This window comes from Rhizobium altiplani, assembly GCF_001542405.1.
GTDB lineage: Bacteria > Pseudomonadota > Alphaproteobacteria > Rhizobiales > Rhizobiaceae > Rhizobium > Rhizobium altiplani.
In genome coordinates this window covers 89,652-110,051 of record NZ_LNCD01000120.1, presented here as the reverse complement: position 1 = coordinate 110,051, position 20,400 = coordinate 89,652, and the positions used below count along the sequence as shown (strand labels likewise).

Here is a 20,400-nt window from a genome sequence, read left to right as displayed (position 1 = left end):
CTGTCGTGATTGTGCATGGAAGGGGCAGTCTAGGTCTTGCCGGATGCGCCGCGCCCCTCCGAAGGGGTTACGTTCTCGGCTGGTAGTGGCTGAGCCAGTCCTGGAAGCTGACGCGGCCAAGCCGGGCGTCGCCGATCGGCACGAGCGAGCCCTCGGCGAGCTCGGTGCCGAAATAAGGCGCATGCGGATCGGCGACGACCTGGCGGGAATCGCCGGTCGACTTCAGGAACTGCGCCGCGATTTCGTTGAGGCGAAATTTCTCCGGACCGGCAATCTCGATGATGCCATTCAGGGGTTTGCCGAGGGCCACGTCGGCCATGGCGTCGGCGACATCCTCCGACGAGATCGGCTGCACACAGGCGGAGGACAGATGCACCGTCTGGTCGACCGTGCCTGACTGGACGATGCCCGGAATGAATTCCAGGAACTGCGTCGAATGCACGATCGTGTAGGGAATGCCAGAAGCACGGATCAGCGCTTCCTGGGCCATCTTGGCGCGCATGTAGCCGCTGCCCTCGAGCCGCTCCACGCCGACAATGGAAAGGGCGATTTGATGTTCGACGCCTGCCACGGCGGCTGCCTTGAGGAGGTTACGTCACGCGGCCTGGAAGAATTCCATCACCGCCTTGTCCTCGAACGACGGCGAATTGGCGAGGTCGATCACCACCTTCGCGCCGGCCAGCGCGTCGTCCAGGCCCTTGCCGGTGAGAGTGTCGACACCCGTATTTGGGGATGCTGCGAGGACGTCGTGGCCCTTTTTCCGCAGCCGTTCGACGGTCTTCGAGCCGATCAGTCCGGTGCCGCCAATGACAACGATTTTCATGCCTAGTCTCCTTCTTGGGTCATGTGCCCGGATCTTGATTGAAACCCGCCAGTGTCAGCATTCCGTGTGTGGGATCAGCGAAAGCCACGCCCGGATGCGGCTCCGATGGCGGGACAATGCGTTGGATCCCCGTCTTGAACCATTCTACCGGGGACGCGCTCATCTCCTGCCGAAGTATAGGAAGGGGTGTCCCGAACGGTGGAAGGCCTGATCGATCGGCGGGCGTCTGCTGAATTCCGCATTAGGCCGGGCGCATCGACCGGCCAGATGGATGATCCACGATGTCGGGGATACTTCCTGTCCGGGCGCAACGTCCCGATCACTCATGTCACGGAGAGCATGATGACCAAGCGTTTGAACATACTGGCCAGGAAGAACGGAGGCATCGAAGGCCTCGTTGCCGTGGAGGCCTGGATTGCCAAGAGCTTCGATCCCAAGCTGATGGAGCTCGTCAAGGTGCGCGTGTCCCAGATAAACGGATGCGCCAATTGCCTGCACATGCATCGCCAGGACGCGTTGAAGCTCGGCGAGACAGAAGAGCGGATGCTCATGTTGAACGCCTGGCATGAATTGGAGCTCTATACGGATCGCGAACGGGCGGCACTGACATGGGCCGAGGCGCTGACCAATGTCGCTGAAGGCCATGCGCCGGATTCGGACTATGAGGTCGCGCAAAACGCCTTCTCGAAGGATGAACTCGTGGCGCTCTCGATCGGCATCGCAATGATCAATGCCTGGAACCGCCTGGCAATCGGCTTTCGGCTGCAGCATCCAGCGGATCGCAAGCGCGCCGCCTAACCCAATCGTTCGCCGGGCAAATCCGTTCGCCCGGCGACTGCGGCGACCGCGCCGCCATGCAACCCAACTTCTTGTGCGCGTTACCGACGGGTCGCTGCGTCTTTCAACGCGGGCGTAGAGCGAATGACGAGTTTTTCGATCTCCACGACGAGGAAGAAGGCGAGCCCGCCCAAGATGAGCCAGAGCCAGACTGAAGGGGGCAAGGCCTCGGTGTCGAACACGGCGTGGAGCGGCGGTGCATAAGTGAAGAGGATCTGCAGCACCACGACCGCGGCTATGCCGTACCAAAGATAGGGATTGCCCAGATGGGCACGCACGGACAAAGACGAATCGAGCAGGTAACGGCTGTTGAAAAGGTAGTAGAGCTGCCCGAGCGTGATCGCGTTGACGGCAGCCGTGCGCGCCATCTGGTCCGAAGCGCCTTGCCCCTTCATCCAGAAGAAGACCACCAGCGTATAAAGGACAAGCGCCGCGCCCACGAAGAGAATGCGCCAGATCCCGAAACCGGAGACGATCGGCCGGTCGATCGAGCGGGGAGGGCGCGTCATCACGTCCGCCTCATGGGGCTCGAACGAAATGACAAGACCGAGCGCGACCGACGTGACCATGTTCACCCACAGCACCTGTGGCGCCGTGATCGGCAGCGTGAAGGCGAACAGGATTGCGATCGCGATCACCGCGCCCTGGGCGATATTGGTGGGCAGCAGGAAGAGCATCGCCTTCTCGATGTTGTTGTAGACCGTGCGGCCTTCCTTTACGGCCGCCGAGATCGAGGCGAAATTGTCGTCGGCGAGGATCATCTCCGCGGCCTCTTTCGTCACCTCCGTGCCCTTGATGCCCATCGCCACTCCAATATCGGCCTTCTTCAGCGCCGGCGCATCGTTGACGCCGTCTCCGGTCATGGCGACGATCTGACGATTGGCTTGGATTGCCTTCACGAGCCTGAGCTTGTGCTCGGGGCTGGCGCGGGCGAAGACATCGACGTCGCGCACGCATTCCTGCAGCGCCGCATCGTTCATCGCCTCGATCTCAGTGCCCGCCACGGCCGTCTTCCCGTCGCCGATGCCGAGCATCTTCGCGATTGCCGCCGCGGTGATCTTGTGGTCGCCCGTGATCATCGTCACGCGGATGCCGCCGCCATGGCATTCCTGCACGGCATCGATCGCCTCCTTGCGGGGTGGATCCATGAGGCCCACGAAGCCAAGTAACACCAGGGTCTTCGGCAGATCCGCCGGCCCGAGGCTGCCGGCGCGGAGATCCGGGTTCGGCAGCCATGCCAGGCCCAAGACGCGCTCCCCCTGCGCAGCCAGCCGGTCACCTTCCCGAACAAACCAGTCACGATCGAGCGGCTCCGGACCGGTCGCGGCCTGCTGCCGGTCGCAATGATCGAGGATCACCTCAGGGGCGCCCTTGACCAGCAGCATTTCGCCGTCGGCCGAACGATTGAGGGTTGCCATGAATTTGTGCTCCGACTCGAAGGGGATCGCATCGATACGGGGCGCGGCTGCCGCCTCCGCGGCACGCTCGATGCCAACCTTTGTGGCGAAGGGATAGAGCGCGCCCTCGGTCGGGTCTCCCTCCACTTTCCACTTTCCAACCTCATCGAAGAGTTCGGCATCGTTGCACAGCACGGAGACGCGGCCCATCAGCCTGAGCACGTCCGGCAAAGCACCGACAGGCTTGCCGCCGGTCTTGATCTCGCCTTCGGGCGCATAGCCGTCGCCGCTGACCTCATAGGCCGCATCCGCCGTCACGACGGAGGCCACCATCATTTCCATCAGGGTCAGCGTTCCGGTCTTGTCCGAGCAGATGCGCGAGACGGACCCCAGCGTTTCGACCGCCGGCAGACGGCGGATGATCGCGTTGCGCTGGGCCATGCGCTGCACGCCGATGGCGAGCGTTATCGTGATCAGCGCGGGCAGACCTTCAGGGATCATCGACACCGCGATGCCGACAATCGCCTGGAATAGCTCGACAAAGGACATATGTCCGAGCCAGTGGCCCCAGGAGAAGAGCAACACGCTGATGATGCCGATGGCCGCCGTGATGACGTAGCCGAATTTCTTGATCTGGCGCAGCAGCGGCGTCTCGAGAGCACTGACGTCCGCGAGCATCTGGTTGATGCGGCCGAGTTCCGTCTGGCTGCCGGTCGCGATAACGATGCCGGTCGCCCGGCCCGAAACCACCATGGTCCCGGAAAACGCCATGTTTCCCCGGTCGCCGACGGTGGCCCTGTCGGGTACCAGGGCCGTGGTCTTTTCTGCCGGGACAGATTCGCCCGTGAGGGCTGCCTCCTCCGTGCGCAGGTTCTTGGTATCGATGAGGCGCATGTCCGCCGGGATCTTGTCGCCCGATTCCAGGAGGACGATGTCGCCTGGAACAAGTTCTGTAGCCGAGATGAGGCGCGTCGCTCCGCCACGCAGAACGCGCGCCTCCGCCGACAGCATGTCGCGGATTGCGTCGAGCGCTTTTTCCGCCCGTCCCTCCTGCAGGAAGCCCAAGAGCGAATTCAGAATTACGACGGCAAAGATGATCGAGGCGTCGAGCCACAGGTTAAGCATCAGTTTGATGAAGCCGGCCGCGAGGAGGACATAGATGAGAATATTGTTGAACTGGGCGAGAAACCGCATCAGCGGCCCCTTCTTCCTGCCCTGCGGCAGGCGGTTCGGCCCATAAGCCCCCAGCCTCTCGGCGGCCTCGGCGGCATCGAGGCCGCGCCCGGGGTCCGTGCGAAGCTGGCTTTCCACCTGTTCCGCCGGCATCGCATGCCACGACACCGGATCCGTACCCAAAGCCGAGGTGTCATCCGCTCTCATTTTTGTTCCTCCCGGTGCTTTTTAGCCCCCGTCGAGCCTTCCGCTTCGAGCTCTTGGCGCGCCGCCGCTAGATCCTTCATCTGCTTCGACGTGACTTTGGGATATTCGAGGTCGAGCTTCTCCACCGCCTCCACAATCGCTGCCGCGACGACGAGGCGCGTGAACCATTTGGTGTCGGCGGGCACGACGAACCACGGCGCCCCCTCGGAGGCCGTGGCGCGGATCGCGTCGTCATAGGCCTGCATGTAGTCATCCCAGTATCGTCGCTCGCGAACATCGGACGCGGAGAACTTCCAGTGCTTTTCGGGCTTGTCGAGGCGGCGCATGAACCGTTTTTTCTGTTCCTCGTACGAGACGTTCAGATAGAACTTGAGGATGACCACGCCTTGGCGCGTCAGATAGTCTTCAAAGCGCGCGATGTCGGCGAGCCGCTCTTCCCACAGATTTTTGCCGACAAGGTTTGGCGGGATCTTTTGCGCTTCGAGCAGTTCCTGGTGCACGCGCACCACAAGCACCTCCTCGTAATAAGAGCGGTTGAAGATGCCAATTCGCCCGCGCTCCGGAACGGCCTTGGCATGGCGCCATAGGAAATCGTGGGAGATCTCCTTGTCCGAGGGTTGCTTGAACGAGATGACATCGCATCCCTGCGGATTGACCCGCGACATGACGTGCTTAATCGTACCGTCCTTTCCTGCCGCGTCCATCGCCTGGAACACAAGCAGCAGGGACCAGGAATCCTGCGCATAGAGAATATCCTGTTCCATCGCGAGCCATTCCGAACCGCGATCGAGAAGTTGCGCCGCTTCCTGCTTGCCCATCTTGAGCCCCAGCGTATCGCCGGGATCGAAGTCCCGCAGGCGAAAATCCTTGCCGTTGGTGACACGAAACGGATCCGTGTATTTCTTCACGGCGTCTACGATTTCTTTCCGAGCCATTGACGCTTCTCCGGAAGAACGATCGTCACAGGAGAAGAAGGCTCGCGCTTGCAACCAATGTCAATCGGGGAGCGTCGCCACACGTTGTCGCTGAACGAAAACATGGTGCTGTGTGGGGCTTGGCGACCCAACGACATTTTTTCGGATCACTACCGCAGTCCCCTATTCCAGGCCGGCATACAATTGATTTGTCTGAGAGAAATGGTGCCGCTTACGCTCGAAGCGATGCTCAGAGCGGTGGCCCATGTCCATTGGTCGGAAGGATCGGCCACGGGCTGCGCGGTGCTCTTGTTGGCCCTGTTTCCTGCGTTACCTTGAGTGGGTGTGGAATTGCCGGCTACCGCGAGCTTATCGTTGAGAGAGTTCGTGGAGAGTGACTTCTCCTCGATCTGCTGTTGCTGGCGCTGCTTTTGGTCCTGCACCCGCTGCCGCTGATCCACCTGCTGCTGTCTCGGGTATTTGTCGCGTGAGTGATTGGACATGTGACCATCCCTCCGGTTCACCGTCGGCAGAATACGGCAGGTGTTAGAACCTCGCTGGGCTTTGATCGCCAGCGACGTCAGTAATGACAGTTTGAAGGGGCGCCGGGTTTAAACCCATGGTCACAGACCGGGTTCATCGGGCGCTTGCGGTCCATCATTCGGGGAGTAAGAAAGCGATTGGTCGGCTGCGTGGTGGGCGCGGCGTTTTGGTTGCTCACGGCCTTCGGGTCGGGTTGCTTTGAAGCAGCCGATGAAACAGGGGCGGCCGTACCTGGCGCGAAGGTCGAAAGACAAAAGAATGCGGCTGTCGTTGCAGCCATGAGAGTGCGGTTCATTGGCATTCTCCCTCGGATGGCGGTTGTCAGCAACGGCGACCACCACATACACGCAGTCAGGCCGCTATAAACGGACCACCCATGGTGCCAGCCGTGTATGAACTGATGATGTCAGACCGAGCGACATGGGAGGGGGCCATCCAGCCAGCCACGGAAACCTCCTGGCCGCTCCATGGGAGGCGCCAGCGACGTTACAGCAACCACTAATATTAGTCAGCAGAAAAATGCACGCCGTCGGATCTCTCAAAGGAGTTGACATCTCATCCTCCAAACACCCACGCTCCCAGCATCCAGAAGGCTATCCAGATCAAGGCTAAAGCGCCGACGACGAGGAGGAAGGCGAATATCATGCTGGGGATCTCGAAGCGATTCGCGGCTCCTCCTCACTGCGTATTGCCCGAACAGCATTTCCCCCGCCATTCGCTCCACACACGGAGCACTTCAACCGAGGTTGGATCTCGGCAATATACGCCTGCCTCAATCGATCCGTTTCTGTCGAATGGTCGCTGTGTCCCGCAGCCATGGCACTTTACCTGAATATCGACGCGGTACGGGGCGTAGTGCAGAGATCCGGGGTTCTATCTCCCTGGAAACGGGTCACGGCATCAAGGTCGATTTCGATGACAGCTCGGACAAGAGCATTGAGGGCGCGCGGTCGAAGCAAATTCGCCTTGAGCCCCAACCGCACACCCCATTGCTCTGGAGGGGCTGGGGTCCTGGCTCCAAAAGCAACGTGCCGGAAGCTAAGAGTTCAGGGTTAATTTAGTATTTACGGAATGACTAATATTAAAGAAAAGGCCCCCACTGCTGGTTCGACACTCAGCGAAGACCCTGGGGGCGTGCTGGTGGGCTGCCATAAACCTCAGGGCCACCGCGGAGCCACCCGCCGGTGTACGCTCCCACGGGTAACACGATTATCATACGCCCGCCGCGGGACGGTTGCCAGTTGATCTTCGGTCCGCCGACGTCGTCCGCGAACTTAATGCTTTGCAGGGTAGCGGGTCATTCCGAGTGTTTGCCGCGATATGTGGTCGGCGGAGGAAGCGCCTCGTGAGCTTGAGCAAGCGTTTCGAGCCACGAGGCCAAGCCAGCTGGAACTTCAGCGTTCCCGGCCTCCAGCGCTTCCACCCATGAAAGGTCGCATTGCAGGGCCGATGCCAGATTGATCGGCGTCCACCGGATATGAAGAAGGCATTCCGTGAAACGGGCAGGGGTCATTGCTCACATCCTCGTAAAGCACCGACAACATGGCCTATGATGTACTGCCAGTTCGGCAGGTCAACCATATCTTCAGCCTCCTCGATCTGGCAGTGCGTCAACCTCCGCCGTCTCTGCCGTAGGAGTCGTCCTTCACGCACCTCAGAAACTTGTTTCAATTATTTCCGGGATCGCTAATGTTCCCGCATGGCAAACCGAACGGTGCGGCTTAAACAGGGCGCAGCGGGGACCGAGCATCCTGTACAGGACGAAATCTCGAATGCCAGAGGGAGAGAAGCTTAGCTCTTCGGAGGCAACGCCTGAGCTTCTCTCCCGATCCTGCGGGTTCGGCCCAGCTATGCCGCCCATTTGAGGCCAGCTAGACCATTGTTGGTTCTGGATCTGGATCAATCTCGTCAAGACGTCGGGCGTGTCGTTCCTCGGCAAGCCGACCTTTCTGGCGATGGGCCACATCTTCATGAGTCCGACCGGAAAGGGGCCTCATAAGGTCGACGGGATCGGGTTCCGGCGGTGCGGGGATCTGCGGGCAAGCCGATTTGCTCGGCCTCAACCTCCGTGAGCTGTGCCCAAGTCTTTGCGTCTTCGAGGCGCCTGTATGTCTTGTAGAGTGGGGCGCAGCCCTGAACGCGGACCTGCACCTGATACTTTCCATTGCGCCTACGGATGGTCGCCCATTGCAAAACCTCATGCTGTGACCGTGGTGTGACAGCGATGAATTGCAACGGGCTTGGTGGAGCGCGACCCTTGATAACTATTTGATTTATCGAGGAAAGAATGGTGCCGCTTACGTGACTCGAACACGTGACCCCATCATTACGAATGATGTGCTCTACCGACTGAGCTAAAGCGGCAATCCCTGCGGCCGAACCATGCGGCCCGCGATTTGCATGGGCTGATACAGGCATTGTTTGAAGATTTCAAGCGCCCTGTCGGCTCTTCGGCAAAAAAGAACGGTGCTGTGGAAATCCGCCGCCGATCTCTAGACTGACAGCCGCCTCCGGGCAGCCGCATATTCGGCTTCCAGCCGGTCGACGAGCTTGCCGACTGGTTCGATCGCCTTGATGACGCCGATGCCTTGTCCGCTGCCCCAAATGTCCTTCCATGCCTTGGCACCGCCGACGGCCTGTTCGAAATCCATTTTCGAGGGATCGGCGACCGGCAGATTGTCGGGGTCGAGGCCGACGGCCTTCACCGACGGCTTGAGATAATTGCCATGCACGCCGGTGAAGTAGTTGGAATAGACGATGTCGTTCGCAATGCCGTCGACAATCGCCTGCTTGTAGGCGTCTGAGGCGCGGGCCTCATCGGTCGCAATGAAGGGCGTGCCGATATAGGCCATGTCGGCGCCCATCGCCTGCGCCGCGAGGATGGCACCGCCATTGGCTATCGCGCCGGCAAGCAGCAGCGGCCCGTCGAACCATTCGCGGATTTCCTGGACAAGCGCGAACGGCGAAAGCGTGCCGGCATGGCCGCCGGCACCGGCAGCGACGGCAATCAGCCCGTCCGCGCCCTTGCGGATGGCTGAGTTCGCATGGCGATTGTTGATGACGTCGTGAAGCACGATGCCGCCGTAGGAGTGCACCGCGGCGTTCACTTCCGGCACGGCGCCGAGCGACGAGATGACAACCGGCACCTTATATTTGACGCAGAGCCTCAGATCGTGCTCCAGCCGCTTGTTCGACATATGGACGATCTGGTTGACGGCAAACGGAGCCGCTGGCCGTTCGGGGTTCGCGGCGTTGTGCGCGGCGAGATCCTCGGTGATAATGGCGAGCCATTCGTCGAGCTGGCTTTCCGGCCGCGCATTCAGGGCCGGGAAGGCGCCAACGATCCCAGCCTTGCACTGCGCCAGCGTTAGTGCCGGGTGCGAAATGATGAAGAGCGGGGAGGCGACGACCGGCAATCTGAGATTCTGGGTCAGGATCGGAGGCAGGGCCATGGGACACCGTAGGAATTGACGTTTACGAAAACGTCAATGTGATAGCAGAGACTTTGACAGAGGAAAAGTGCGCTCTATCGATTCCTCAAATATCGGCTATTGTTGCAAGGACATAGGACGGTCAGGGTCTCCTGCGTTATCCCCTGCCGATGCGAACCCGGACACCGGGTGAGGCTTGTGATTTGCGGCGGCAGCGGCTACCGCATTTACGAATTGTTAAGTACAAAGCCCAGTCTCAGAGTAAAGGACCGGACGTGAGCGGATTAGAAACGGCTATCAAAACGGCGCTCAGCAATGCCGATCGCGACAATCCCGAAGTCCGTGCAAAGATTTATCAGTCCGCGCGTCAGGCTCTTGAAGCCGGTCTCCGCAAGCAGGACATCACCGAGACGGAAGCGGTCGCCTATCATCGCCACAGGCTCGAAACGACGATCCATATGATCGAAGCGGAGGAGCGCGAACGCCTTCATCCGCGCCAGGGGCCGCCGCAAGTTGCTGTTCCCCCCGTGGTGGAAGTACCAAGGCCGGCTGATCATGTGGCAGAGGAAGAAATCGCGAACGTTTCGATTGGCGGCGAGACCCGTGAGCATTCGGTTACCGACCCACGCTTCGACGATGAATCCAGCCTCGCCGGCGTCCATGCCGGGAGCGGCAATCATCTTGGCGCCGAGCCGGTCGCTGAATCGCCAGCGGCGGAGAGAAAGCCCACGCAGATGGATTTCCGGCCGGAGCGCGCCGCGGTTCGACGCAAGCCGCGCAAGTTTTTCTCCCGACTGCTTGTCGCCTGCGTGCTCCTGGCCTTCATCGGCATGGGTGCGTGGTGGGTATACACCTCGGGCGTCCTTAAGACCGCTGCGGAACGAGATACAAGCGTTGCCAATCCGCCGGCGAGCACTCAGCCGGAAGACTTCGACGGCGCGGACAACAGTGGCGACAGCGGTGCCGCAGGCGGCAATGCGACGCCGGTTGCGATCGACCCGCAGAACTCCTTCTCCGCCGACTGGATTGAGGTTTTCAAGCCGTCCAATGCGGACAAGATCAAGACCGGTGCACGGGCGGAAATTCAGAATGTTGCGGAAAACGAGGGCACCGCGGTCCGCCTGATCTCGCAGAGTAACGACAGCGACGGCAATATCAGCATCAGCGTTCCCGCCGATGTCCTTCAGCAGTTGGCCGGCAAGTCCTCGACGATTGCAATCACGCTGCAATCGACGTCCGACGAACCAACTCAGGTTACGGTGGAATGCGATTTCCAGTCGCTCGGCGACTGCGCCCGTCACCGTTTCTCGGTCACCCGGCAGAAGTCGGATGTGCTTCTCCAGGTCCGCTTCGATCGCTCGCTGGCGCCGAACGCCGCCGGAAGTCTGATCATCAACAGCGATGTCGACGGCAAGGCGCGCGGCATCAACCTCTACGCTATCCGAATCCTGCCGGGGCAATAGGCTATTTCAGGAAATGCGGACCCGAGCCGATAATCTTGTCATCGAGCTTGCCGATGGCATCCTTGTCCTTGCCGTCATAATCCATCGTCTTCAGCATGTGCCGGATCAGGTTTAGCCGGGCGCGACGCTTGTCATTGGCACGAATGACCGTCCAGGGCGCGAATTCCGTATGTGTCTCTTTCAGCATCCGGTCACGTTTCTCGCTGTAGTCGCCCCATTTCGTCAGCGCTGCGATGTCCATCGACGACAGTTTCCAGACCTTGAGCGGGTCGTGGCGCCGATCGTGGAAGCGCTTCAGTTGCATCTCGCGGCCGATATCGAGATAGAACTTGAAGAAGAAGATACCCTCGTGCGCGATGACCTTCTCAAGCTGAGGCGCCTGGTTCAGGAAATCTTCGTATTGCTTGTGTGTGCAGAAGCCCATGACGGGCTCGACGCCGGCACGATTGTACCAGGACCGGTCGAAGAGCACGAACTCGCCCGCGGTCGGGAATTGCGCGACATAGCGCTGGAAATACCATTGCCCGGCCTCACGATCGGTGGGCTTGGCCAACGCGACCGCCCGGGCAAGGCGGGGATTCATGTGCGCCGATGAGGCGGAAATCGCGCCGCCTTTGCCCGCCGCATCCCGTCCCTCGAAAAGCGCCATGACCCGCTTGCCGGTGGCCTGCAGCCAGAACTGCACCTTGACCAACTCGATCTGCAGCTTTTTGAGTTCCTCAAGGTATTGTTCTTCCTTGAGGTGTTTGTCGTATGGATAGCCGCCGGATTCCAAAGCCGCCTTGTCAACCCAGTCCGGCAGCACGGGATTGTCGACATCAAAGACGCGCTTCTCTCCGCGGATGTCCAGTTCGACGGCTCTGCTTTCGACATCATCGGCCATGGCTTCTTCTCCGGTGAACTTCGTCGCATACAGGCGACCATATTTCCTGTTGAAAATCAAATGTCTTACGGATCGTGGAAATTTCTGTGTGTTCGCAGCAAAGCCTTTCCGCGTGTCGTGTGCAGGCGAAAACTTCTGTCATGAATCACGGCTATCAGGCAGAGTTTGAAGATAAGAGTACGAGCCGAAAACCGCGAGGGGCAGTTGGAAGACAAAGCGCCATGGACACGAAGCCTGATTGCACGCATTCGGCAGGAGCGTCCCGTCCTGCTCGTGGCTCTGCTGATTGCCCTGATTGCTCTGGCTGCAGGCGCAAACAAGTGGGTCGTGCTCGGTCTTCTGTTGCTAATGATCATCACGGCGTTGTGGCACACGGTTCCGGCGGCCCTCCCGAAAGTCCAGCTGGAACCAGTTCCCGAGACTATCGAAGCGCCCGGCAACCGCTTGGCCGAGGTTGCCGCGACGCTTGCCGCGCTCGACATCCCCGTCATGGTACTTTCCGGTGATGCCTCGGTGCTTTACCAGAACCGCGCGGCCGAAAAGGCTTTCGGCGAGGCCGCCATTGGTGCGCATATTTCCGCTCGCCTGCGCTCGCCTGGCATCCTCGACATGGTCAGCGAAACGATTGCAACCAACGCGCCGAACCAGATCGAGCACTTCGAACGCCTACCATCCGAGCGCGTTTACATCGTCCGCAGCGCCCCCGTGGAGTTTGACGAACAGCAGCCGGCTGATGAGCGTTTCTTCGTGCTCTCCTTCCGGGACATTTCCGAGGTTCGCCGCATCGACCGCATGCGCTCCGATTTCGTCGCCAATGCCAGCCACGAGTTGCGCACGCCACTCGCGTCCCTGCGCGGCTTCATAGAGACTATCCAGGGCCCGGCGAAGAATGACGGCAAGGCGCAGGAGCGCTTTCTCGGCATCATGCTGGATCAGGCCACTCGTATGAGCCGTCTTGTCGACGACCTCCTGTCCTTGTCGCGGTTGGAACTCAAGTCACACATCGCCCCGGATCAGAAGGTCGATCTCGTTCCACTTCTCGGCCATGTTAGGGACTCGCTGGCACCGCTCGCAAACGATGTCGGCGTTGAGATCGTGCTGCATCTTCCGCTGGGCAAGGCAGAGGTGCTTGGCGACCGCGACGAACTGGTCCAGGTTTTTGAAAACCTGATGGAAAATGCCTGCAAATATGGGCAGGAGGGCAAGACCGTCGATGTGTTCCTGAAGAATGCACCGGGCGAGCCGGTGGAGGTCACGGTTGTCGACAAGGGACCGGGAATTCCGGCCGAGCATGTGCCGCGACTGACCGAGCGTTTCTACCGTGTGAGCATCGAGGACAGCCGCTCGAAGAAAGGCACGGGGTTGGGCCTTGCCATCGTCAAGCATATCCTGACGCGGCACCGCGCGCGCTTGATCGTCAAGTCGGAAGTCGGCAAGGGAACGAGCTTCACCGTGCGGTTTTGACATAAAACTGCGATCAATCGTGCAGGATCGCATTCTTTGTATAATGATTTCATATATTTAATCTGTCACAAATGTTTCGTGAAAATGACATAAAAGCTCTGGGCATCAGGGGCTAAAGAGAGCGGGCCGCTGATGAAGACGGCACTGCAAAGGCCGCTCAAGGCCGCACTCAGACCGCTATATGCCCGGGAGATTGTTATGAACGCTTTTAAACTCACGGTCGCAGCACTTGCCGCTTCCGCCGCTTTCGCTGGCGCGGCCGTTGCTCGCGACCAGGTTCAGGTTGCTGGCTCGTCCACCGTCCTGCCTTACGCCAAGATCGTAGCCGAAACCTTCGGCGAAACCTTCAAGGACTTCAAGACGCCGGTCGTTGAATCCGGCGGCACGGGCGCTGGCCTCAAGGAATTCTGCAAGGGCGTCGGCCCGGACACCATCGACGTTGCCAACGCTTCGCGTCCGATCAACGCCAAGGAACTGGACGCCTGCAAGGCAGCCGGCGTCACCGACATCCAGGAAGTGAAGATCGGCTATGACGGCATCGTCTTCGCGACCGACTCGTCCAACCCTGATGTCGCCTACGTCCCGGCCGACATCTATAAGGCTCTGGCTGCCCAGGTCGTTGTTGACGGCAAGCTCGTCGCCAACCCTTACAAAAAGTGGTCGGAAGTCAACCCGGCACTCCCGGCTGTTGACATTGCTGCCTACATCCCGGGCGAAAAGCACGGCACGCGCGAAGTCTTCGAACAGAACGTTCTTGCTGCTGGCTGCAAGGCTTCCGGCGCTCTCGACGTCATCAAGGCTTCGATCTCTGACGCCGCCGCTCAGACCAAGGCTTGCGTCGCAGTCCGTAAGGACGGCGCTGCTGTCGACATCGACGGTGACTATCCGGAAACGCTGGCACGCATCGCTGCCAACAAGACCGGCGTTGGCGTCTTCGGCCTTTCCTTCTATGAAAACAACGCCGACAAGCTGAAGGTTGCGACCGTCAACGGTATCGTTCCGTCGACCGAAACCATCTCCGACGGCACGTACCCGGTTTCCCGTCCGCTGTTCTTCTACGTCAAGAAGGCACACCTCGGCGTCATCCCGGGCCTGAAGGAATACGTCAACTTCTTCGTATCCGAACAGATGATCGGACCGGACAGCCCGCTCGTCGAGTACGGCCTCGTTGCCGCTCCGGACGGTGAGCGCGACGCGATCCGCAAGGGCGTTGAAGACGGCAAGACTATGTAATGACTTGCCGGCGCGATCACCAGATCGCGCCGGCTTTGCCTTGTTCCGCCAAGTCGGGACGGGGTCTGAACTTCTGCAAGTTTGAGAGCCGGATCGGTCCGCCTGCCGTTTCCGCTTTTGGGGTCAAAGGGCCTGGGACCTAAACGAATGGGTACATCCATCATACTCTTGTGTCTCGTGGTGCTTGGCGCCGTTGCTTTCATCGCAGCGCGCAGCCGTGCTACGGCACTTGCCGGGGGCAAGTCCTCCGCGCTGCATTCGCGACCGGGCTACTATGGCGCCTATGCCGCCATCTGGGCGGTGCTGCCGGCACTTATCGTGCTGTGCGCCTGGCTGGCGATCAGCCCTTCGATCATTGAGTCTTCCGTCCGTGGCACTTTCCCAGATGACGTCAAGGCGCAGCCGGCCGCGCAGCAGAACCTGAATTACGGGATGGTCAGCGCGATTGCGCGCGGCCTGCCGCTCCTCACCCCGGAGGAGATCAGCGGTGCTGCCAGCGATCCGGCTGGCCTCCAGGCAAAGCTTGCTGCAAAGGGCGTTCCGCTGGCCGGCCAGCCGCAGCCATACATGATCGACGCAGCGCAAAAGCTGAACGAAGAATCGGCTTCCAGCCGCCTCGTCATGACGGCGGTCGTCCTCATCCTTGCCGTTGCCGGCGCATTCTATGCGCTTCGTGAAGTCGCTCCGCGATTCCGTGCACGCAACCGCGTCGAACGTGTCATGCTTTGGGGCCTGCTCCTGGCGTCCTCGATCGCCATCCTGACGACGATCGGTATCGTTCTGTCAATGCTGACGGAAGCCGCGCATTTCTTCGCGGTCGTTCCTGCTGCAGACTTCTTCTTCGGTACGGTCTGGGATCCGCGCTTTGCCGGTGCCGGCGGCTCGTCCTTCGGGCAATTCGGCCTGATACCGCTGCTGCTAGGCACGCTCTACATCGGCTTCGTTGCGATGCTGGTGGCGGTGCCTGTCGGCCTGTTCGCGGCGATCTACATGGCGGAATACGCGGCCCCCGCGGTGCGATCGATCGCAAAGCCGCTGCTCGAAGTGCTCGCTGGTATTCCGACGATTGTTTACGGCTTTTTCGCCCTCGTCACGGTCGGCCCCTTCCTCCGCGACCTGTCTTCGCAGGTAAACGGCCTCCTTACCGGCAATTATGCGAACTTTATTCAGGCGCAGAGCGTTCTGACAGCGGGTATCGTCATGGGCATCATGCTGATCCCATACGTTTCGTCGCTCTCCGACGATATCATCACCGCTGTGCCGCGTGCGCTCCGCGATGGTTCGCTCGGTCTCGGTGCGACGCGTTCGGAGACAATCAAGAAGGTGGTGCTTCCCGCGGCGCTGCCCGGCATCGTCGGCGCGCTTCTGATGACTGCATCGCGCGCCATCGGCGAAACCATGATTGTGGTGCTGGCGGCGGGTGTCGCAGCGCGCATCCAGATCAACCCGTTCGAGCCAATGACGACAGTCACTGTCAAGATAGTCAATCAGCTCACTGGTGATCTGGAGTTCACCTCGCCGCAGACGCTGGTTGCCTTCGCGCTTGGTATCACGCTGTTCTTCATCACGCTTTGCCTCAACATCTACGCGCTCTATATCGTGCGCAAATACCGGGAGCAGTACGAATGACGGATATTGTTTCTCCGGGTCAGGGCGTTGTCGTTTCGAAGGCGCCTGAACGTCGCGACATCGGCCTCAAGCGCCGCTATGCCGCCGAGCGCCGGTTCCGCATCTATGGCATCGCTGCGATCTCCTTTGGCTTGATCTTCCTGGCGGTTTTGCTGACGAGCGTCGTCAGCAAGGGCTACACGGCCTTCCTGCAGACGGCGATCACGCTGCCGATCGAGTTCAGCGAGAAAACCATCGACCCGAACAACAAGCGCGCAACGGATCCGTCCGTGCTGATCGCGGCCAACTATTCGGTTCTCATCCGCGACGCGATGGTCAAGACGCTGAACCTCAATGCATCGAGCCGTCCCGAGGTGCGTGACGCGACCGCTATGATCTCCAAGGGCGCGCCGATCCAGCTGCGCGACATGGTCGTTGCCGATCCGTCGCTCATCGGCAGGACAGTCAACATCACCCTGCTTGCAGACGCCAACGTTGACTCCGCCAACAAGGGTCAGATTGACCTCAAGGTCGACGAGAAGAACCGCAAGGTGAACGACAGGCAGGTTGGCTGGATGAACCAGCTGGCGGAAACCGGTGCGCTGCACAAGAAATTCAACACCGGGCTCTTCGTCAACGGCAACTCCAGCCGTCCCGAGGCCGCCGGTCTTGGTGTCGCCCTGGTTGGCTCGCTTTATCTGATGTTGATCGTGCTCGTCCTTTCCCTGCCGATCGGCGTTGCCGCTTCGATTTACCTCGAGGAATTTGCACCGAAGAACAAGCTGACGGACCTGATCGAGGTCAACATCAACAACCTCGCGGCGGTTCCCTCCATCGTCTACGGTCTGCTCGGTCTTGCTGTTTTCATCAACTTCGCCGGCCTGCCGCGTTCAGCGTCGCTGGTTGGTGGCCTGGTACTGACCCTGATGACCTTGCCCACGATCATCATCGCGACCCGCGCAGCGCTTCGCGCCGTCCCGCCATCGATCCGCTCGGCCGCGCTCGGCCTCGGCGCCTCCAAGATGCAGATGGTCTTCCACCACGTCCTGCCGCTTGCGATGCCCGGTATCCTGACCGGCACGATTATCGGTCTGGCGCACGCGCTCGGGGAGACGGCGCCGCTGCTTTTGATCGGCATGGTCGCTTTCGTCGCGAATGCTCCGGCGACGCCCATGGAGCCTTCGACGGCCCTGCCGGTGCAGGTCTACATGTGGGCCAATGAAGCCGAGCGCGCCTTCGTCGAGCGGACCTCCGGCGCCATTATCGTCCTGCTCCTATTCCTGATCCTCATGAACCTCGGAGCCATCCTCTTGCGTCGTCGCTTTGAGCGCCGCTGGTAAACGGAGTAGACATTATGAACATGTTGACGGAAGCAGCAGTTGAGAAAGCGGTTGATCAGAAGATGAACACCATTCCCTACAAGATGATCGGCCAGGACGTCTCCGTTTACTACGGCGAGAAGCGCGCGCTGTTCGACGTGAAGCTGAACATCCGTGAAAACACGGTGACCGCCCTGATTGGCCCATCCGGTTGCGGCAAGTCCACCTTCCTGCGCAGCCTGAACCGCATGAACGACACGATCGACGGTTGCCGCGTCACTGGCAAGATCACGCTCGATGGCGAAGATATCTACGATCCGGATATCGACGTTGTGGAGCTTCGCGCGCGTGTAGGCATGGTGTTCCAGAAGCCCAACCCGTTCCCGAAGACGATCTACGAAAACGTCGCCTACGGTCCGCGTATCCATGGGCTCGCCAAGTCGAAGGCCGACATGGACCAGATCGTGGAACACAGCCTGCAGCGCGCCGGCCTCTGGAATGAGGTGAAGGATCGCGTTCACGAAGCCGGCACCGGTCTTTCCGGTGGTCAGCAGCAGCGCCTCTGCATCGCCCGCGCCGTCGCCGTCAGCCCCGAAGTCATCCTGATGGACGAGCCATGCTCTGCACTCGACCCGATTGCAACGGCCAAGGTCGAGGAGCTCATCCACGAGCTCCGCGAGAACTACACGATTGTCATCGTGACGCACTCGATGCAGCAGGCCGCCCGTGTTTCGCAGCGCACAGCCATGTTCCACCTTGGCAACCTCGTCGAGGAGAATGACACCGACAAGATGTTCACCAACCCGGACGATCCGCGCACCCAGGACTACATCATGGGCCGCTTCGGTTGATCGGCCGTCTCGGTAGCACTTACGATATTCAAGGATGAGCCCTATGGCATCGACACATATCTTTTCTGCCTACGACGATGATTTGAAGTTCCTGTCCCGCCGTATCTCGGAAATGGGCGGCTTGGCCGAGCAGATGGTCTCGGATGCCGTACGCGCACTCGTAAACGGCGATACGGCTCTTGCCCAGAAGGTCATCTCGGACGATGTGATCCTCGACCACGCGGAGCGCGAGATCGGCGACAAGGCGATCGTCACGATCGCCCGCCGCCAGCCGATGGCGGCCGATCTTCGCGAGATCATGGGCTCCATCCGCATCGCGGCAGACCTGGAGCGCGTCGGCGACCTGGGCAAGAACACTGCCAAGCGCGTCATTGCCGTACAGAGCGCCGGCGTGCCGCGCAAGCTCGCCCGCGGCCTCGAGCATCTGTCCGAGCTCGCCCTAGTCCAACTCAAGGAAGTCCTCGACGTCTACACGAGCCGTGCTGCCGACAAGGCAAAATCGGTCCGTGAGCGCGACGAGGAAATCGACGCGATGTACACCTCGCTGTTCCGTGAAATGCTCACCTACATGATGGAAGATCCGCGCAACATCACCAGCTGCACGCATCTTCTGTTCTGCGCCAAGAACATCGAGCGCATCGGCGACCACGCCACCAACATTGCCGAAACGATCTACTACATGGCCACCGGTGCCCAGCCGGAAGGCGAACGTCCGAAGGACGATACCGCCAACACCGTCGGCGCAGTCACTGAATAATCATTCCGCGACCGCGCCCCCAGGAGACCGAAACGAATGATCCCTAAAGTAGCTGTCGTTGAAGACGAAGAAGCGCTGAGCGTGCTTCTCCGCTATAACCTTGAGGCCGAAGGCTTTGAGGTCGATACCATCCTGCGCGGCGACGAGGCCGAGATCCGGCTTCAGGAACGCACGCCGGACCTTCTCATCCTCGATTGGATGTTGCCGGGCGTGTCTGGCATCGAGCTCTGCCGCCGCCTGCGCATGCGGCCGGAAACCGAGCGCCTGCCGATCATCATGCTGACCGCCCGTGGCGAGGAAAGCGAACGGGTTCGCGGCCTCTCGACCGGTGCTGACGATTACGTCGTCAAGCCGTTCTCGACGCCGGAGCTTGTCGCTCGCGTCAAGGCGATGCTGCGTCGTGCCAAGCCCGAGGTGCTCTCGACGCTGTTGAAGTGCGGCGATATCGAGCTGGATCGCGAGACGCACCGCGTTCACCGCAAGAGCCGCGAAGTTCGCCTCGGCCCGACCGAATTCCGCCTTCTCGAGTTCTTGATGGCATCGCCCGGCCGCGTCTTCTCGCGCTCGCAGTTGCTCGACGGCGTCTGGGGTCACGACATCTATGTCGACGAGCGTACTGTTGACGTCCATGTCGGCCGCCTGCGCAAGGCTTTGAACTTTTCCAACATGCAGGACGTCATCCGCACCGTGCGCGGTGCCGGCTATTCGATGGAAGCCTGATCCTTTCAGGCGAGAGCCTGAGAGGTCTTTCCGATACAACGAAAAACGGGCCCGCGAGGGCCCGTTTTCTTTATTCCTTATCCGGCTTCCGGGTCAGGCGACCCGGTTAGCGGCCTTGCGGCGCTCGTTGACCGGCTGGTAGGCCATGCGCTGATGATACGTGCAATACGGGGAAGAGTCCGGGGACTCGCAACCGCAGAAGTGGAAGTCGTCATTGAGCGGATCGCCGACCGGCCACTTGCAGGTGCGCTCGGTGAGTTCGGTGAGGCCAAGGCGGCGAGAAATCGGAACGATTACATTTGCGGCCGGACGGAAGCGGACTTCCTCCACCGTATCGATTTCGATCTCTTCCTTGAGCATCGTCGCGCCCTGTTGGCGGGTAACGGTGCGTGTGGTGATCCGCGAGGCGTAGTTCGTGGCGCGGGGCGCCGAAGTCGTGCGCTTGGGGGTTCTGACGGTGGTCGTCGAACCGCCGGCCTTCGCACGGCCGGGCAGACTCAAACGATGGACTTTACCAATGACGGCGTTACGACTTACACCGCCAAGTTGTGCTGCGATCTGGCTGGCGCTCAGGCCTTCGGACCACAGCTTCTTCAGTTTTTCAACGCGCTCGTCTGTCCAGTTCATGCCCCTGTCTCCGCCTTATTAGCGTTGGTGTAGGCAGAATCCTTCACCGTTGCCACGGACGTATCCGAGGCAAGAAACGCTTACTCAAATTTTGGTGACTAGTTCCGCCGCATGCAGCCTAGTAATTGAGTTTTAACCTAGTGTGAGGCC

General features: G+C 60.4%; 17 protein-coding genes, 1 tRNA gene and 2 pseudogenes. 9 read left to right on the top strand and 11 right to left on the bottom strand.

What is annotated here, in order from left to right; genetic code table 11:
- Positions 1 to 67: 67 nt before the first annotated feature.
- A pseudogene (locus tag AS026_RS27770) lies at positions 68 to 823 on the bottom strand (SDR family oxidoreductase).
- A 342-nt stretch (positions 824 to 1,165) separates the two neighbouring features.
- Between AS026_RS27770 and AS026_RS27765 the strand changes: the two are divergent.
- Complete coding sequence (locus tag AS026_RS27765) at positions 1,166 to 1,621, top strand: carboxymuconolactone decarboxylase family protein (protein ID WP_062373494.1); 456 nt, start codon at positions 1,166 to 1,168, stop codon at positions 1,619 to 1,621.
- 80 nt (positions 1,622 to 1,701) lie between these two features.
- On the opposite strand, the gene AS026_RS27760 is transcribed toward AS026_RS27765, so the two are convergent.
- The 8 genes and pseudogenes from AS026_RS27760 to AS026_RS27725 all read right to left on the bottom strand — a co-directional run bounded on the left by AS026_RS27760 (position 1,702) and on the right by AS026_RS27725 (position 9,346).
- Positions 1,702 to 4,437 (bottom strand): cation-transporting P-type ATPase, encoded by a 2,736-nt coding sequence (locus AS026_RS27760; RefSeq protein WP_062373364.1) that lies wholly within the window; start codon positions 4,435 to 4,437, stop codon positions 1,702 to 1,704.
- Entirely contained in the window at positions 4,434 to 5,372 is a 939-nt protein-coding gene (locus AS026_RS27755; protein WP_062373361.1) for a polyphosphate kinase 2 family protein, read from the bottom strand. The genes AS026_RS27760 and AS026_RS27755 overlap by 4 nt, the downstream gene beginning before the upstream one ends.
- Before the next feature lie 149 nt (positions 5,373 to 5,521).
- The gene (locus tag AS026_RS27750; protein ID WP_062373358.1) at positions 5,522 to 5,854 is read right to left on the bottom strand and encodes a hypothetical protein; all 333 of its coding nucleotides are present in this window, start codon (positions 5,852 to 5,854) and stop codon (positions 5,522 to 5,524) included.
- A gap of 77 nt (positions 5,855 to 5,931) precedes the next feature.
- Positions 5,932 to 6,189, bottom strand: a complete 258-nt coding sequence (locus AS026_RS41785; RefSeq protein WP_131815352.1) for a hypothetical protein — start codon at positions 6,187 to 6,189, stop codon at positions 5,932 to 5,934.
- 1,002 nt (positions 6,190 to 7,191) lie between these two features.
- Positions 7,192 to 7,407 (bottom strand): hypothetical protein, encoded by a 216-nt coding sequence (locus AS026_RS27740; RefSeq protein WP_018857635.1) that lies wholly within the window; start codon positions 7,405 to 7,407, stop codon positions 7,192 to 7,194.
- Between the two features lie 358 nt (positions 7,408 to 7,765).
- Positions 7,766 to 7,915: pseudogene (locus tag AS026_RS44680) on the bottom strand (SOS response-associated peptidase); the annotation flags it as partial.
- A gap of 267 nt (positions 7,916 to 8,182) precedes the next feature.
- Positions 8,183 to 8,258: transfer RNA gene (locus tag AS026_RS27730), tRNA-Thr, on the bottom strand.
- 128 nt (positions 8,259 to 8,386) lie between these two features.
- A complete protein-coding gene (locus AS026_RS27725; protein ID WP_062373347.1) occupies positions 8,387 to 9,346 on the bottom strand; it encodes an NAD(P)H-dependent flavin oxidoreductase in 960 nt (319 codons plus the stop codon).
- A 254-nt stretch (positions 9,347 to 9,600) separates the two neighbouring features.
- Between AS026_RS27725 and AS026_RS27720 the strand changes: the two genes are divergently transcribed.
- A complete protein-coding gene (locus AS026_RS27720; RefSeq protein WP_062373344.1) occupies positions 9,601 to 10,788 on the top strand; it encodes a hypothetical protein in 1,188 nt (395 codons plus the stop codon).
- A 1-nt stretch (position 10,789) separates the two neighbouring features.
- Here AS026_RS27720 and ppk2 read toward each other — a convergent pair whose 3' ends face one another.
- Positions 10,790 to 11,671, bottom strand: coding sequence for a polyphosphate kinase 2 (gene ppk2 / locus AS026_RS27715; RefSeq protein ID WP_062373340.1), 882 nt, complete (start codon positions 11,669 to 11,671; stop codon positions 10,790 to 10,792).
- Between the two features lie 237 nt (positions 11,672 to 11,908).
- Between ppk2 and phoR the strand changes: the two genes are divergently transcribed.
- The 7 genes from phoR to phoB all read left to right on the top strand — a co-directional run bounded on the left by phoR (position 11,909) and on the right by phoB (position 19,623).
- Positions 11,909 to 13,135, top strand: a complete 1,227-nt coding sequence (gene phoR / locus AS026_RS27710; protein ID WP_062373488.1) for a phosphate regulon sensor histidine kinase PhoR — start codon at positions 11,909 to 11,911, stop codon at positions 13,133 to 13,135.
- A gap of 198 nt (positions 13,136 to 13,333) precedes the next feature.
- Positions 13,334 to 14,368: a substrate-binding domain-containing protein gene (locus AS026_RS27705; RefSeq protein WP_025658808.1), complete on the top strand. Its 1,035-nt coding sequence runs from the start codon at positions 13,334 to 13,336 to the stop codon at positions 14,366 to 14,368.
- 147 nt (positions 14,369 to 14,515) lie between these two features.
- Positions 14,516 to 15,997: a phosphate ABC transporter permease subunit PstC gene (gene pstC / locus AS026_RS27700; protein ID WP_018857629.1), complete on the top strand. Its 1,482-nt coding sequence runs from the start codon at positions 14,516 to 14,518 to the stop codon at positions 15,995 to 15,997.
- Positions 15,994 to 17,316, top strand: a complete 1,323-nt coding sequence (gene pstA / locus AS026_RS27695) for a phosphate ABC transporter permease PstA (RefSeq protein ID WP_018857628.1) — start codon at positions 15,994 to 15,996, stop codon at positions 17,314 to 17,316. The genes pstC and pstA overlap by 4 nt, the downstream gene beginning before the upstream one ends.
- 14 nt (positions 17,317 to 17,330) lie before the next feature.
- Positions 17,331 to 18,146, top strand: a complete 816-nt coding sequence (gene pstB / locus AS026_RS27690) for a phosphate ABC transporter ATP-binding protein PstB (RefSeq protein ID WP_062373337.1) — start codon at positions 17,331 to 17,333, stop codon at positions 18,144 to 18,146.
- Positions 18,147 to 18,189: 43 nt separating this feature from the next.
- The gene (gene phoU / locus AS026_RS27685) at positions 18,190 to 18,903 is read left to right on the top strand and encodes a phosphate signaling complex protein PhoU (RefSeq protein WP_025658811.1); all 714 of its coding nucleotides are present in this window, start codon (positions 18,190 to 18,192) and stop codon (positions 18,901 to 18,903) included.
- A 36-nt stretch (positions 18,904 to 18,939) separates the two neighbouring features.
- Positions 18,940 to 19,623, top strand: coding sequence for a phosphate regulon transcriptional regulator PhoB (gene phoB / locus AS026_RS27680; RefSeq protein ID WP_007529789.1), 684 nt, complete (start codon positions 18,940 to 18,942; stop codon positions 19,621 to 19,623).
- A gap of 93 nt (positions 19,624 to 19,716) precedes the next feature.
- Here the strand turns inward: phoB and AS026_RS27675 are convergent, their stop codons facing one another.
- Positions 19,717 to 20,250, bottom strand: a complete 534-nt coding sequence (locus AS026_RS27675) for a GcrA family cell cycle regulator (protein WP_018857625.1) — start codon at positions 20,248 to 20,250, stop codon at positions 19,717 to 19,719.
- Between the last annotated feature and the right edge of the window lie 150 nt (positions 20,251 to 20,400).

Bases quoted from the DNA above. Each gene is read 5' to 3' on its own strand.
- AS026_RS27755 (WP_062373361.1), bottom strand. From the start codon at position 5,372: ATGGCTCGGAAAGAAATCGTAGACGCCGTGAAGAAATACACGGATCCG.
- pstB (WP_062373337.1), top strand. From the start codon at position 17,331: ATGAACATGTTGACGGAAGCAGCAGTTGAGAAAGCGGTTGATCAGAAG.
- AS026_RS41785 (WP_131815352.1), bottom strand. From the start codon at position 6,189: ATGAACCGCACTCTCATGGCTGCAACGACAGCCGCATTCTTTTGTCTT.
- phoU (WP_025658811.1), top strand. From the start codon at position 18,190: ATGGCATCGACACATATCTTTTCTGCCTACGACGATGATTTGAAGTTC.
- phoB (WP_007529789.1), top strand. From the start codon at position 18,940: ATGATCCCTAAAGTAGCTGTCGTTGAAGACGAAGAAGCGCTGAGCGTG.
- AS026_RS27675 (WP_018857625.1), bottom strand. From the start codon at position 20,250: ATGAACTGGACAGACGAGCGCGTTGAAAAACTGAAGAAGCTGTGGTCC.
- pstC (WP_018857629.1), top strand. From the start codon at position 14,516: ATGGGTACATCCATCATACTCTTGTGTCTCGTGGTGCTTGGCGCCGTT.
- ppk2 (WP_062373340.1), bottom strand. From the start codon at position 11,671: ATGGCCGATGATGTCGAAAGCAGAGCCGTCGAACTGGACATCCGCGGA.
- AS026_RS27740 (WP_018857635.1), bottom strand. From the start codon at position 7,407: ATGACCCCTGCCCGTTTCACGGAATGCCTTCTTCATATCCGGTGGACG.
- AS026_RS27705 (WP_025658808.1), top strand. From the start codon at position 13,334: ATGAACGCTTTTAAACTCACGGTCGCAGCACTTGCCGCTTCCGCCGCT.
- AS026_RS27725 (WP_062373347.1), bottom strand. From the start codon at position 9,346: ATGGCCCTGCCTCCGATCCTGACCCAGAATCTCAGATTGCCGGTCGTC.
- pstA (WP_018857628.1), top strand. From the start codon at position 15,994: ATGACGGATATTGTTTCTCCGGGTCAGGGCGTTGTCGTTTCGAAGGCG.
- AS026_RS27765 (WP_062373494.1), top strand. From the start codon at position 1,166: ATGACCAAGCGTTTGAACATACTGGCCAGGAAGAACGGAGGCATCGAA.
- AS026_RS27750 (WP_062373358.1), bottom strand. From the start codon at position 5,854: ATGTCCAATCACTCACGCGACAAATACCCGAGACAGCAGCAGGTGGAT.
- AS026_RS27760 (WP_062373364.1), bottom strand. From the start codon at position 4,437: ATGAGAGCGGATGACACCTCGGCTTTGGGTACGGATCCGGTGTCGTGG.